The following is a 13528-nucleotide window of genomic DNA, read 5'->3' as shown; positions in this document are numbered from 1 at the left end:
GACTCCTTGTGGGGGATGAGCGTGGAGCGGGTGCCGCGTGGGGGCCGTCGGCTACGACGCGACGGGCTGGGCGGCGTACTCCCGTTCGCGTTGCAGCTCGCCGGAGGTCTGGGCCATGCGGCCCACGGTCCGGCGCAGGATCGGCGGTGCCATGACCGAGGTGACCACGGCCACCAGCACCACGATGGTGTAGGACGCGGAGTTGAGGACCTTGATGTTCAGGCCGACCGACGCGAGGACGATCTCCACCACGCCACGCGCGTTGAGCCCGGCCCCGATGGCCAGGGCCTCGTCGTGGGCGAGCCGGCCCATCCGGGCCCCCAGGTAGCCGCCGGCCAGCTTCGCCCCGACGGCGACCAGCAGCGTGATCAGCGCCGCACCGAGGACCGCGGGACGGCTCAGCGCGGTCAGGTCGACCTGGAGCCCCGCCGTCGCCAGGAACAGCGGTGCCAGGACACCCATCACGAAGGGCCGCGCCAGCTCCAGGAAGCGCCGGCTCCCCGAGCCGAGGGACCCGACGATGGTGCCGCACAGGAACGCACCGAGCATCGGCTCCATCTTCAGGGCGTGGGTGCCGGCCGCGGCCAGCACGAGCAGCACCACGACCACCGGGATGCCGAGGTCGGCGCCGCTCGCGGACCGCTCGGCCATCCGCATCACCCGGCCGATCAGCGGCCGGGCCACGAACACGGTCACGGCCAGCACGAGCAGCAGATAGCCCACCGACTCGGCCACCACCCCGGCCCGGAAGCCCACCGTCGCCGTGGCCGACACGACCGACAGCAGCAGCCAGCCCAGGATGTCGCTGACGGCCGCCGCGCCGATGATGACCTGGCCGACGTTGCGGTGCATCAGCTTCATGTCCAGCAGGGTCTTCGCGATCACGGGAAGCGCGCTCACCGCGACGGCCACGCCGATGAAGAGCGCGAACACCGGACGGTGCCCGTTCTCACCCATCACCGACGCGGGCAGCACGAAGCCCAGACCGATGCCGAGCGCCAGGGGCAGCAGCACGCTGCCCAGGCTCACCCATCCGATGGCCACGCGCCGGCGGCGCAGCAGGGCGAGGTCGATGTGGGTCCCGGTGATGCCCACCAGCAGCAGCACACCGAGCTGGGCCACCGCGGCGAGCAGGTGCATCTGCCCGGCGTCGTGGGGGAGCAGCCGCTCCGACACCGCGGGGGCGGCGGCGCCGAGCACCGAGGGGCCCACGAGGATGCCGGCGGCGAGTTCGCCGACCACCGCCGGCAGGTTCAGCCGCGCCGCCAGCCGCCCGAGGGCGGTGGCGACGGTCAGCAGGACACCGATCTGCATCAGGAAGACGAGCATCGCGTCGTGACTGATACCGGGCACGGGTCCGACGGCGAAAGCCATCTCGGTTCCTTTCGGTCCAGCGGTCAGCTGGTGTAGAGGCCTTCTTCTTCCATGGCGCGCAGGGCCCGGTAGTCCCGCTCGATGTCCCGCGGGTCGTCCGCGGCCAGGTAGACGTAACCCGGCGAGCTGATCAGGTCGGCCGTCTCCCCGAGGTACTCGCCGGCGGTGACGCCGTGCGCGAGGAAGACCAGGGTCGGCAGCGCCTCCAGGCGGGCCGTCCAGTCCAGCGAACGCACCGTCCCGGCGGAGGAGTTGATCAGCGCCACATTGCGTACGGCGCCCTTCCAGGCGACCGCCGTGTCCTGGAAGTCCCGCAGCCGGCCGGGGGCCACCAGCAGGTCGGCCAGCAGACCGGTCTGGGACACGCCCGAGTACCGCTCGACCACGTCCGGTGCCGTCCCGCCGCCGAGCCGGGCGCCCGACTCGATGAGCACGGGGCCGCGCTCGGTCAGCATCACCTCGGTGTGCGCCGCGCCCCACCGCACGCCCAGCGCGTCCAGGGCCGCGCCGACGAAGCGGCACAGCGGACCGGCCTCCGCCGAGCCGACCGGTACCGGTTCCTCGAAGTCGTAGACCGGGTAGCCGGCGGTGCCGGTCCGCTTGGTGTACCGCCACAGCTCGGCCACCCGGTGCTCACCGTCGCAGGAGACGGTGTTGGCGTAGTACTCGACTCCGCGCAGCCGCTCCTGCACGAGGGCGACCTGGTTGGGCTGGCCGAAGAAGTTGTCGACGGCGAGCACCGTCTTGCAGGCGCTGTGCACCTCGTCGGCGGTCCGGCAGAAGCGCACGTTGTCGGTTCCGGCGCTGCTCGGCGGCTTGACCACGGCCTCCTCCAGGCCGACCGAGAGGTACCAGTCCACTGCCTCGTCCGCGTCGGCGAACGCCCCGCCGTGCGGCACGGCCACGCCGGCCGCGGCGGCGGTCTCGCCCATGAGCTGCTTGTCGCGCCGCGCCGCGAGCGTCTCGTACCGGTTGCCCGGCAGCCCCATGAGGTGGGCGAGGGTGTCGGCGAGGATCACCCCCGACTCGGTGCCGGCCACGACCCGGTCCACGCCCAGCGCGGTGAGCTGCTCGGCCAGCCGGGCCGGCTCGGCCGTCCCGTCGAGCAGCGCCTCGAAGTCCTCGGGGCGGAAGCTGCGGGTGTAGTAGACGGGCATGGTGGGGGAACTCTGCACATGGACCAGGGCGGTGCCGCGGTCGCGGAGGGCGGAGACGAGGGCGCGTCCGGTCGAGAAACCGTCGACCACTGCGATCTTCATGATGTGTTGTCCGGGGCTCTCGTGGGTCAGGCCGGCACGCCGGTCGCGTCGCCGCCGCCGGTCGCGTCGTCGGTCTCGTAGAAGGAGCAGGCGACCCGCGCCCCGCCCGACATGCTCACGACGCCGACCTCCGGGTCGGTGCTGCCGCGGACCAGGCAGCCGTTGTAGCCGTCGCCGCCGGTGACCTGCGGGTCGGTGAGGAACACGCCCCAGTTCAGGAAGAGTTCCTGGGTGCCCTGGCCCTCGTCCGCCGGGAACACCTCCGGCACCGGCCGGATGCGCTCCTGCACCACGTACGGCCCGTCGAGCGCCTCCGCGAGCCGGTCGCGCCACTCCTCCGGGCCGACCGTCCAGCCGGGCACGATGCCGCTGCCGCCGTGCAGCAGGGTGGGCTTGAGGATCAGGTCCTCCTGGTGGGCCCGGGCGTAGGCGAGGAGGTCGATCCGCTCGCCCGCGGCGTCCGTCGCCGTCCGGCGGACGTGCCGGGTCCACGGCAGGAACCGGTCGATGCACGCCAGTTCGGCCGCCGAGAACGCCGAGCGGTTGCGGTCGTCGGAGAGCATGGCGAGCGCGCCCTTGTTGCCGTACAGCTCGGCGTCCAGGCGGCTGAACATGCCCACCCGGCCCTCCTCGAAGGCGCGCAGCAGCGGCTCGACCAGCGCGAGGTCGGCGGGGGTGGCGATCTCCTCCACGAGGAAGAAGCGGTACACCACGTCGATGGCCCGCCCGTGCGCCTCCAGCCGGCCGTCGCGCTCGGTGACCTGGCCCACGTGGCAGGGCACGGCGTCGATGCCGACGGAGTCGAAGAGCGCCGCCATGACCTTCAGCCGGGGCTCGTACGTCTTGAAGCTCTCCGGCCAGTCCACCAGGGCCACCACCGGACGGCGCTCCCGGTCCATGTGCGCGGCGCACTCGGCGTACAGCGTGTCGACGATGCCCTGGAAGGTGTCGACGTGGCCGAGGCCGTGCTCGGCCACGAAGGAGGCCAGCACCGGGTGCTGGAGCATGGCCCGGTTGATGCCGGTGTTCTCGAAGCCGCCGAGGGCGCTGGTGATGTTCAGCTCCAGCAGCTTGAAGCCGTCGGCACCGCGGTAGAGGTCGGAACGGGCGAGCGCCATCAGGGGCGGGCCCGCCTTCGCGGCCCGCTGCACCACGTCGGCCTGGGTGTCGGTCATGCCGACCTCCCGGGCCAGGGCGCCGGTGTCGCCGCCGAAGAGCCGGTCCGGGAGCTGGGTGAGCAGCTGGTGGGTCTGGTACAGGTCGGCGGCGACGGACCGGCGCTCGGCGGCGGACAGGAAGACCGGCGAGGCGAGGAAGCGGCCCTGGTAGGCGACCGTGACGAGTTCGTCGGCCACCACCGGGCGGGTCAGCTCGACGGGGTCGACGCCCTGCCGGGCCAGCAGCTCCAGGTACTGCGTGCCGAGACCCGACCGGGGGGCGTGCGGGAGCTGGGTCATGGGTGGTTCTCTTTCGGTCGGTGCGGATGTGTTCGGGGGCCGGTCCGGCACGGCGCTGCCGCCGGGAGCGGCCGGAGTGCCCCGCGAAGGGCGGAGCGCCGGGTCTAGACGGCTTCGAGCTGCTTGCGGACGCCGAAGGCCAGGAGGAGCGCGACGAGCGCCATCACGCCGACGCCGAGGGCGTACACCGCGGGCGTCCCGTGACTCTTGGAGACCACACCGGCGAGCGCCGCCCCGATGGGCAGGGCGCCCCAGGCGAAGAGCCGGTAGATGCTGTTGACCCGGCCCTGCAGGTCCTTGGGGACCAGTGTCTGGCGCAGGACCACGGTCACGACGTTCCAGGTGACACTGGCGCAGGCGCCCAGGGCGAGCGCCAGTCCGACGGCCCACGGCGAGGGCACCAGCCAGATGACCAGGTTGCTGCACCCGATCGCGGAGACGACGCAGACCAGCGCCCAGCCCTTGCCGATCCGCCCCACCAGCGGGGGCGACAGCCGGGCGGCGGTGACCGCGCCGACGGCCTGACAGGCCACCAGCACGCCGTAGCCGACATCGGAGAGCCCGAGCGTGTGGTGGGCGTGGACGACGAGGACCGCCAGGGCGCCGGTGTACACGACGTTGATGGCGCCGGCGGTCAGGGACAGGCTGCGCAGCAGCCGGTGCCGGAACAGCCAGCGCAGCCCGGTCGCCATGTCGGCGAGCAGCCGCGGGCGTTCCCGCACCACCGGGGTGCCGTCCTCGCCCGGGAGCGTCCTCAGCCGGCTCAGCAGGGTCGCGGAGGTGAAGAAGGTGGCCGCGTTCACCGCGAACGGCACCGCGGGGGCGATCACGAACAGCGACGACCCGATGAGCGGCCCGACGAACTGGCTGCCCACCGTCTCCGAACTCATGATGCGCCCGTTCGCCACGACGAGGTGCTCCTCCGTGACGACGGAGGGCACCAGGATCTGGGCGGCGTTGCGGAAGAAGGTCTCGCAGGTGCCGATCAGGAAGAAGCACAGGTACAGCGCCCACAGGTTGCCGAGGCCCAGGGCGACCGACAGCACGAACAGGGTGACGAGCGAGCCCCGGAACAGGTCGATGTACGTCATCGTCCGGCGCCGGTCGGCCCGGTCGACCAGGACCCCCGCCGGGATGCCGAACAGGGCGTACGGCAGCGTCAGGGCCACGCTCACACCCGCGATGAGCCGGGGGTCGTCCGTCAGGGTGCTCGCCAGCAGGGGCGCGGCGGCCAGGGACACCCCCTCGCCGATGGCCGAGGCGGCCGAGGCGCCCCACATCTTGGCGAACTGCCGGCCGAGCCCGGGGCGCCGGGGAGCGGCGCCGGCCACCCCCGGTTCCGTGCTCAGCGTTGCGTCGCTCGTCACGTGCTCTCCTTCTGAACGCGGGCTGTCCCGCGTTCCGTCGTGCTGGTCTTGCTGTGCCGGGCGTCCGCGACGGCGCCCGGCGCCCGTGCCCCTCAGGCGAGCGGCATCGACTTGAGGCGGTCCAGGCACGCGCGCAGCTGGTCCAGGGCGACGAACTCGTCCGCCGTGTGCGCCTCGGTGATGAAGCCGGGACCGCAGACGACGGTGGGGATGCCCGCGTGCTCCCAGATGAGGCCCGCCTCCGTGCCGAACGGGACGTACCGGGGCTCCTCGGCCGTGCCGAAGGCCTTGCGGACGAAGGTGACGAACTCGTGGTCCGGCTCGATCGCGAAGGAGGGGGTGTCGGACAGCTGCTCGACGGTGACCTCCGCGACGTCCGACAGGGCCCGCATGCCGTCGCGCAGGGCGCCGGTGGCGTGGCCGTGCAGGTCCGCGGCGATGCCGTCGCAGCCGTGCTCGGGGATGTTGCGGATCTCCAGCTCGACCACACAGGTCTCGGGCACGATGTTGGGCTTCACGCCGCCGTCGATCCGGCCGACGTTGATCCACGAGTGACCGATGTCGAACCGGTCGTCGTGGGGGCCCTCGGTGCGGAACTCCTCGTTGCGGGCCTGGGCGTGACCGGCCAGCGCGGCGGCGGCCACGATCGGGTTCGGCAGCTGCGGGGCGAGCGCCGCGTGCTTGGGCTCGCCGGTGAAGGTGATGCGGTGGTTCTGCTTGCCCTTGTGGCCCACCACGACGTCCAGCCCGGTCGGCTCGCCGACGACGCAGCCGGTCACGCGCCCGCGCCAGGTGCGCAGCTCCTCGACCATGCGGCGGGCGCCGACACAGCCGATCTCCTCCTCGTACGTGAGCAGGAGGGTGACCGGCGTGGTGAGGCGCGCGTGGTCCGCCTGGGAGAGGACGGCGAGGCAGCAGGCGATGAAGCCCTTCATGTCCGCGGTGCCGCGGCCGATCGCCGCGTCCTCGGTCAGCCGCAGGGTGAAGGGGTCCGCCGACCACGACTGGCCGTCCACCGGGACCACGTCCGTGTGCCCCGACCAGACGACACCGCGCTCGCCGTCCCCGCCGGGACCCGCGGTCGCCACCAGGTTGGCCTTGGTCCTCGCCTCGTTCCAGTGCAGTTCGCTGTCGATGCCGTTGCCGGCCAGCAACTCACGGACATAACCGATCAGTTCGAGGTTCGACTTGTGGCTGGTGGTGTCGAAGCCCACGAGGCGCTCGAGGATGTCGAGCATGTGGGCGTACAGCTCGCTGTCGGAGCAGCGGACGGGGATGGCAGAGGGCATGATGGCTCGCTGACGATTCGGGGTGGGCGGTCGGCCGAGGGGCGCGAGCGCCCGGCCGGGGGTGGTTTCCGGGCGCTCGCGGGTGGGGGGCCCGGCCGCTTGCGTTTCCGGCGGCCGGGCGGGGGCTCAGGGAGCCGAGGTGGCGGACAGCCTGCTGTGTCCGACCTCCGGGAGCGAGGGCGTCACCGGCTGACCGGCCGTGGTCAGGCGGAGCAGCCTGCGCACGTGACGCTCGTCCAGGTCCTTCGTCGTCGCGGAGTGCAGGACGCAGCGGTTGTCCCAGACCACGACGTCGAGCGGGCTCCACTTGTGGCGGTAGACGAAGCGGTCGGCGGTGATGTGCGCGATCAGTTCCTCGATCAGCGCGGTGCTCTCGTCCTCCGGCAGACCCTCGATGCCGATGACGCTGCCGATGACGCGCGGCTGGATGAACAGCGTCTCCCGGCCGGTGTCCGGGTGCCGGCGCACGAGCGGGTGGGTGATCTCCGGGGTCTGCTTGCGCTCCTCCGGGCCGATGTACTTCCAGCGGGCCCACGGGTCCTCGCGGTCCGGCGACCAGCGGTACTGGTGGCGCACGCGCAGGGTCCGCAGGTAGGCCTTGCGCTCCTCGGGGAGGGCGGCGAAGGCGGCCTCGGCGTCGGCGAACAGGGTGTCGCCGCCGGAGGCCGGGATCTCGATGCCGTGCAGCATGGTCGCGCTGCCCGGGACGAGCTTGTAGGAGTAGTCGGAGTGCCAGCCCTGGCCGGAGGTCTTCATCTCCTTGTTGCGGCCCGGCTCGTTCTGGTTCGACAGGTACGTCAGGGTCGGCTCGTCGGGGTGCCGCAGCTTGAGGACGTGGTGCTCCTCCGGGCGGCCGAATATGGTGCCGAATTTGGCGAACGTACCGGCCGATATGTCCTGGGCGCGGAAGACCAGGACCTTGTGGTCCAGGTACGTCTCGAAGATCGCGCGACCCAGTTCGTCAATCACCTTGGGGGTGAGTTCGAGGTCTTTCACCTCGGCGGCGAAGGTCTCTGCGAGGCGGTCCGCGACGACCGCAGAATCAGCAGCCACTCTATTTCCTTTTCAGTCCAGCATTCATCGGTCGGAGGCTGTGTGTGCCTGCTACGTGCTCAGCGGAAATCCCGGCAGAAGAAGACCCGGTGCGAGCGCTCGTTCTTCTCGGAGTGGGTCAGTTCGTACTGGAGAGCCTGGTAGAAGGCGATGTTGTCGGTCATTTCGGCCCGGGTCCACAGCCGTACGCCCTTCAGACCGGCCGACCGCGCCATCGACTCCACCAGTGCGACCAGCTTCTTCCCTATGCCCTGCCCCTGGCAGGACGGCCTGACCGCCAGGTTGCGCAGGATCAGGTAGGGGTCGTCCGGTTCGACCGTCACCATGCCGAGGATCCGGCCGTCGGCGACGGCGACGTGGGTGCGGCCGGCGGCGGCCACCCGGTCGTAGTCGAGCAGCAGGGGCGCCGGCGGTTCGTCCACCAGGCCGAGGTACCTGCCGTAGGCCTCGCGGGCGATCTCCGCCAGTTCCGAGCTGTCGGCCGCCACGGCCGGGCGCGTCTGCGGCCGGGTGCCCTTCGCGTTACTCGCCATCTGTGTCCCGTTTCTGGTTCCCCGCGGGGAGCCGGCCGGCCTTCGGGTCAGGCGTCCTGCGCGGCGCGGCCGAGGCCCAGCGTCCGGGCTTCGCGGCTGCCCTCGAAGTAGGAGCTGGAGTAGACCTGCTCGCCGTCCTCGGACGCGACCTTCTCGTTGAAGTCGCTGCCGACGTTGTAGTCGAACGTGACACGGGGGAACGCCAGGGCCTCGACGCGCTTCTTGTCGTACCGGGCGTCGACGGAGGAGAAGCGCAGCGCGTAGGCGAGCCGGGACGGCATCGGGCCCTCGCCGAGCTGAACGCTGCGGTGCAGGACGTACTTGTCGAAGATGAGCGCGTCGCCCGGCTCGAAGGAGTCCTCCACGGCGAAGTGGTCCAGCAGGCCCTTCATCTCCGGCGAGTTCAGCAGGCTGTTCTTCAGGACGCTGAAGTCGTCGTACGTCAGGTCCTCGCCGTCGGCGATCCGGGCCTGCATGTAGCCCGGCAGCAGGTTGATGTGCTGGTACACGAACTCGCCGGAGAGCACCTTCTTGGAGACGTACTTCATGCCGCCGCGCTGGCCGTCGGCGTCGACGGGGGTCAGCGGCGTCCAGATGGTGTAGCCCGAGTCCTCGCGGCGCTGGAAGCCGAAGCTCTGGGTGCCGACGTGCCAGGGGAAGCCGGTGCTCTTGTTCTTCTCCAGCTCGAACCCGAGGCCCTGGGTGAAGAACAGCCGCTCCCCGGTGAGCTTCGCCATGGCCGCCCCGAACTCGGGGTCGCCCATGGCCGAGAGGATCGTCGCGTCGTCGTTGCCGATGTCGTACTTCAGCTTGCTGAAGCCCGAGCCGTAGTTGTCGGCGGGCGGAGCGATCTGCGAGCTGCTGAGCTTCTTCATGTGCTCGACGAGATCGTCGGAGAAGATTTTGTTGAGCTTCAGGAAGCCGTGCTCCCGGAAGTCCGCTACGTCCTCGTCGGTGAGAGAGAATTCAGGGTTGATCATTGCTTCTTCCAGGATCCGATCTGCACGCCGAAAATTCGCCATGACGGTAGCAATGATCTCGCCGTCGGGGAAGCGTTCACCGGTGCGGGGCATCAACCGGTCTGACGTGGCGCGGAGGTGGCGTCGCGCTTTTCCAAATCCTGGGCGAATTCCAGCCATTGGGCGGCATACTGCCGTGCGAGCCGGCCCACGAGGGGTTCGCAATGACGGGGCACCACGGCACTCAGCTCGGACCATTCGGCCAGTGCGTTGTATTGCAGAAGGCGCAGCAGACCGCGCCCCTCCTCGCGCAGCCGCAGGGCGGGGTCCTTGCTCAGCTTCCCCAGCAGCGACTCCGGGCGGGTGTGCTCCGCGAAGTCCCGGACGGGGCCGGGCTGTGCCTGCGCCGTCTCCGGGGCGCGCGGCGGGATCTCCACGGCCGCCAGCCGGGCCGGCTCCGGGGCGACGGCACGGGGCGCGGCCGTCTGCGCCGGCGGGGCCACGGGCGGTTCACCCGCCTGGATGCGTTTTCGTACGTCGCTGGCCGTGGCCGGGGAGATGCCCGCGAGGCGCGCGATCTCGCGCAGGGACGCGTTCGGGTTCTCGGCCATCACCTTGGCCGCCCGCCAGCGGCCCTCCATCACGTTCACCGGCCGAGCCCGGCCGTCCTGGCCGACGCGCTTGTTCAACTGCGGCTCGGCATCGGTTGAACAGCGCCGCACGGCCGCGACGGCCTTCGCGCTCAGCCCCGAGGCGCGGGCGATGGCCCGGGTGGACAGGTGCGGGTGCGAGGCGATGATGCGGGCGGCGGCGGCACGCCGGTCGGCGAGCGACAGGGGCCGGCCGTGCTTCACGTTGACCTCGACCGCGCGGAGGAAGGCATCGGCGTCGGAGCCCTCGAAGAACTCCACCTCGATGGTCCCGTCACCGCGCAGCAAGGCGGCCAGGAGGCGGTGCCGGCCGTCGATGACGGTCATGTCGGAGCGCCGTACCAGGATCGGCGGCAGCGGGGTCTCCAGCGCGGCCAGCCGGGCGGCGTACTCCTCGTCCACGCCGTCGAGCCGCGGGGACTCACCGGGCAGCAGCGTGCGGACCGGAACCGACGCTCTGTCCGCTCCGACAGCCGTGCGTGTGTCCGCCTCCGCGCCGGCGGAGGCGGCAGACGTGCTCCCGGGCCTCTTGGCGTCCGCTTGCTGCATGATTCCCCATTTTTCCCATACTCGTCCGGCCGTGGGAGTGACGGCTGACCTGTTCGTTGGGTGCCGTTCCGAGCCATCACTCCGTGCGGGACTTCATGGGCCCCCCACGCCGCTGAATCCCCCCGGCTGCCGCCGAGATGACGTCATGATCAAGGTTCGATAGCGATCCTGTCGAGGGAACCGGTGATGAACACCAGGGATACGTGTCACCTGTGTCATAGCTGTGACCTGGACAAATGTGGCCGGGTAGGGAACGCGGTGTAGCCGACCGTTACCCGATGGCCGAAACTGAGAGTGAACTTACCTGTACAGAGGGGGAGTTGGTTGGTGTTATCGGGAACGGAGAGTGACGAGGGCAACCGGCTCCGCGTCGGCCGCGGACGCGCCGGAGAGTGAGCGAGACAACACCGGAACGGGGCGCGCCACCGGTTCCGGCGGGACGTCGGTGTGCCGGGGCGGCCCCCTTCGTCACGGACCGCCCGCTGGCCGCCGCCGGGTTCGCCGTCGAGAAGGGCGCGGAGGCCGTCGTGGTGCCCTGCGTCACCGCGGCCGTCACCGCGATCGACGCGCTGCGCGAGAGGCGCGAGCCGCGTACCCGGGATCGGTACCGTGCCCGCCGTCAAGTCGGCCGCGCCGGGCGGCCGGAGCATCGCCGTGTGGGCCGCCGTCCGGACCACGTCGAGCGCGTGGCAGGAGCGCGTGATCGCGGACCACGCGAACGGCCCGTGGCGCGCGTCGCCCGCCCCGGTCCGGCGGAGGCGGTCGACCACGGCGACGCGGCCGCGGTGATGGCGGCCATCGCCGACGCGGCCGAGCGGACCCCCGGTCCCGCGACGCCGTGGTGCCGGGATGCACGCACTACCCTCTGGTCGCGCCGGAGATCCCGCGGAGCCTGCCCGGCGGAACCACGCTGTACGACGGCGCGGAGGCGGTGGCCCGTCAGACGCTGCGCCGGGACACGCACTCCCGCGGCCCGACGGGCTCCGTCGACGTCGTGCTCAGCGGTCGCCGCGGAAGCCTCCCGGCCGGCGTCCACGCCTGCGCCGTGGGCCGCGCCCTCGCCGCGGCGGCGCATACCCCGTGACCACCTCATCCCGGCCGTCACCCGCTCCCCGACGGCCTCACCGGCGAGGTGAGCCGGCTCCCGGCCGGTCCGGCCCCGACCCGACCACCGGCCCCGGCACCGGAGGGCCGGCTTTCCTCCGCGCCCGGCGGTTGTTCCCCCTCCGCGACCAGGCGACGGACAGGCGCCCGCCGTTCGCGCGCCGACGTGCACGGTCCGGCGCACCGGGCCGTTACCCGGGTGCGCCGGACCGTTCCTCCCGCCGTGCCCGTACGGGGGACGACCGGGCGCGGCGGTGGCTCAGGTGGCCCTGGCGGGCCGGGGCGGAGGGGTCAGCCCCGCCCCTTCTCGGCGGCCATGGCCGGGGGCCGGCCGCCGCCGCCCCGGGCCCCGTGGCCGAAACCGCCCCGCTTCTGCAGCGGCAGGTTCTTCATGAGCAGTGAGACGGCGAACCCGACCACCATGACGGGCACGGAGTAGAGGAACACGGTGGTCAGGGAGGCCGAGTAGGCCTCGGCCAGCCCGTTGAACACGGAGTGGGGCAGCCTGTCGAGGTCGTCCGGCGAGAGGTTGGCGATGTCGGCGCCGCTGAGGCTCAGCCCGCCGTCCGGAAGGTGCTTCGGCAGCTCGACCGTCAGGCGCGCGGCCAGGATGGCCCCGAAGATCGCGTTGCCGAACAGCGCGCCGACGTTCCGCGACAGCGACACCGTCGAGGTGACCACGCCGAAGTCCCGCGGGGGAGCGGTGTTCTGGGCCGCCACCGTGACCGTCTGCTGGGAGAGTCCGGCGGCGACGCCGAGCAGCACCAGGTAGGCGCCGATCACCCACACGTTGAGGTCCGCCGTGAGGGTGGACAGCAGCAGCAGCGCGACCGTGCCGCAGCCCATGCTCGCCACGGGGAACCACTTGTAGCGTCCGGTCTTGAAGATGACCTGGCCGGCGACCAGCGACGCCACCATCATGCCGAGCAGGGCCGGGATCATGAGGATCGCCGAGTAGGCGACCGTCACGCCGCTGACCAGCTGCAGGAAGAGCGGCAGGAAGTTGATCGCGCCGAACAGCGCCAGGCTGCTGAGCAGCGCCACCACGTTGGAGATGGTGAAGGTCGAGTCGCCGAACAGCCGCAGGGGGATGATCGGCTCGCCGACCCTGGCCTCGACCAGCAGCCAGGCCACCACGCTCGCCAGCGCGCCCGCCCCGAGTCCGAGGATCTGCGGGGAGGTCCAGTCGTAGCGGGCGCCGCCCCATGTCGTGAGCAGCACCAGGCAGGTCAGCGCCGCGCCCAGCAGCAGGATGCCCGGCACGTCGATCGTGGGGCGGTCGCCCTCGCGCGGGGGCAGGTGGAGACGGGTGAAGACCATGACCAGGGCGACGACACCGATGGGCAGGTTGATGAAGAACACCCAGCGCCAGCCGAGCGCCTCGGTCACCAGGCCGCCCACGACGGGTCCCGCCACCGAGGCGACGGTGAACACGCCGGTGAACAGGCCCTGGTAGCGGGCCCTTTGGCGCGGCTCCAGCAGTTCGCCGATGATCGCCATGGCGAGCACCGCCAGACCGCCGCCGCCGATGCCCTGGACGACCCGGAAGACGATCAGCTGTCCCATCGACTGGGCCAGGCCGCAGGCCGCCGAGCCCAGGAGGAACGTCACGATGGAGAAGGTGAACACGGGCTTGCGCCCGAAGAGGTCGCCCATCTTGCCGTAGACCGGCATGACGATGCTGAAGGACAGCATGTAGGCGACGAACACCCAGGCGTAGACGTCCAGTCCGCCGAGATTGCCGGCGATGGTGGGCCCCGCGGTGGCCACGATGGCCTGGTCCATCATCGCCATGAACGTGGTGATCAGCAGGCCGTAGAAGACCACCTTGACGGGGCGGCTGACCGGCGCGATCTCCTCATCGGCCGGTTGCGGCGGCCCGGGTCGGTTCGCGGACATGCGTGTCTCCTGTGAGGTGGGGACGGAAGGGGATG

11 protein-coding genes are annotated in these 13528 nt (G+C 71.5%); 1 reads left to right on the top strand and 10 read right to left on the bottom strand.

From position 1 onward, the window contains the following. Positions 1-51: 51 nt before the first annotated feature. From ACZ4VF_RS04810 to ACZ4VF_RS04770, 9 genes are all read right to left on the bottom strand, one after another. Positions 52-1374, bottom strand: coding sequence for a cation:proton antiporter (locus tag ACZ4VF_RS04810; protein WP_467923185.1), 1323 nt, complete (start codon positions 1372-1374; stop codon positions 52-54). Between the two features lie 23 nt (positions 1375-1397). Next, positions 1398-2633, bottom strand: a complete 1236-nt coding sequence (locus tag ACZ4VF_RS04805; RefSeq protein ID WP_467923184.1) for a hypothetical protein — start codon at positions 2631-2633, stop codon at positions 1398-1400. A 26-nt stretch (positions 2634-2659) separates the two neighbouring features. Further along, a complete protein-coding gene (locus ACZ4VF_RS04800) occupies positions 2660-4090 on the bottom strand; it encodes a hypothetical protein (RefSeq protein ID WP_467923183.1) in 1431 nt (476 codons plus the stop codon). A 104-nt stretch (positions 4091-4194) separates the two neighbouring features. Continuing rightward, the gene (locus ACZ4VF_RS04795) at positions 4195-5457 is read right to left on the bottom strand and encodes an MFS transporter (protein ID WP_467923182.1); all 1263 of its coding nucleotides are present in this window, start codon (positions 5455-5457) and stop codon (positions 4195-4197) included. A 92-nt stretch (positions 5458-5549) separates the two neighbouring features. Next, entirely contained in the window at positions 5550-6746 is a 1197-nt protein-coding gene (gene argE / locus ACZ4VF_RS04790; RefSeq protein WP_467923181.1) for an acetylornithine deacetylase, read from the bottom strand. Between the two features lie 126 nt (positions 6747-6872). Then, positions 6873-7799 (bottom strand): TauD/TfdA dioxygenase family protein, encoded by a 927-nt coding sequence (locus ACZ4VF_RS04785; protein WP_467923180.1) that lies wholly within the window; start codon positions 7797-7799, stop codon positions 6873-6875. Between the two features lie 59 nt (positions 7800-7858). Next, complete coding sequence (locus ACZ4VF_RS04780) at positions 7859-8332, bottom strand: GNAT family N-acetyltransferase (protein WP_467923179.1); 474 nt, start codon at positions 8330-8332, stop codon at positions 7859-7861. A gap of 47 nt (positions 8333-8379) precedes the next feature. Continuing rightward, a complete protein-coding gene (locus ACZ4VF_RS04775; protein ID WP_467923178.1) occupies positions 8380-9312 on the bottom strand; it encodes a phytanoyl-CoA dioxygenase family protein in 933 nt (310 codons plus the stop codon). Positions 9313-9404: 92 nt separating this feature from the next. Next, positions 9405-10490 carry a ParB/RepB/Spo0J family partition protein gene (locus ACZ4VF_RS04770; protein ID WP_467923177.1) on the bottom strand — a complete coding sequence of 362 codons (1086 nt, stop codon included), beginning with the start codon at positions 10488-10490 and terminating at the stop codon, positions 9405-9407. A gap of 841 nt (positions 10491-11331) precedes the next feature. Here ACZ4VF_RS04770 and ACZ4VF_RS04765 point away from each other — a divergent pair. Next, entirely contained in the window at positions 11332-11574 is a 243-nt protein-coding gene (locus ACZ4VF_RS04765) for a hypothetical protein (RefSeq protein ID WP_467923176.1), read from the top strand. Between the two features lie 311 nt (positions 11575-11885). On the opposite strand, the gene ACZ4VF_RS04760 is transcribed toward ACZ4VF_RS04765, so the two are convergent. After that, a complete protein-coding gene (locus ACZ4VF_RS04760) occupies positions 11886-13493 on the bottom strand; it encodes an MDR family MFS transporter (RefSeq protein WP_467923175.1) in 1608 nt (535 codons plus the stop codon). Positions 13494-13528 lie beyond the last annotated feature (35 nt).

The sequence above is a fragment of the Streptomyces sp. NPDC029151 genome, assembly GCF_055564315.1.
Note: the sequence above shows the minus strand (reverse complement) of the source record. Positions and strands in the feature narration are given on the sequence as shown.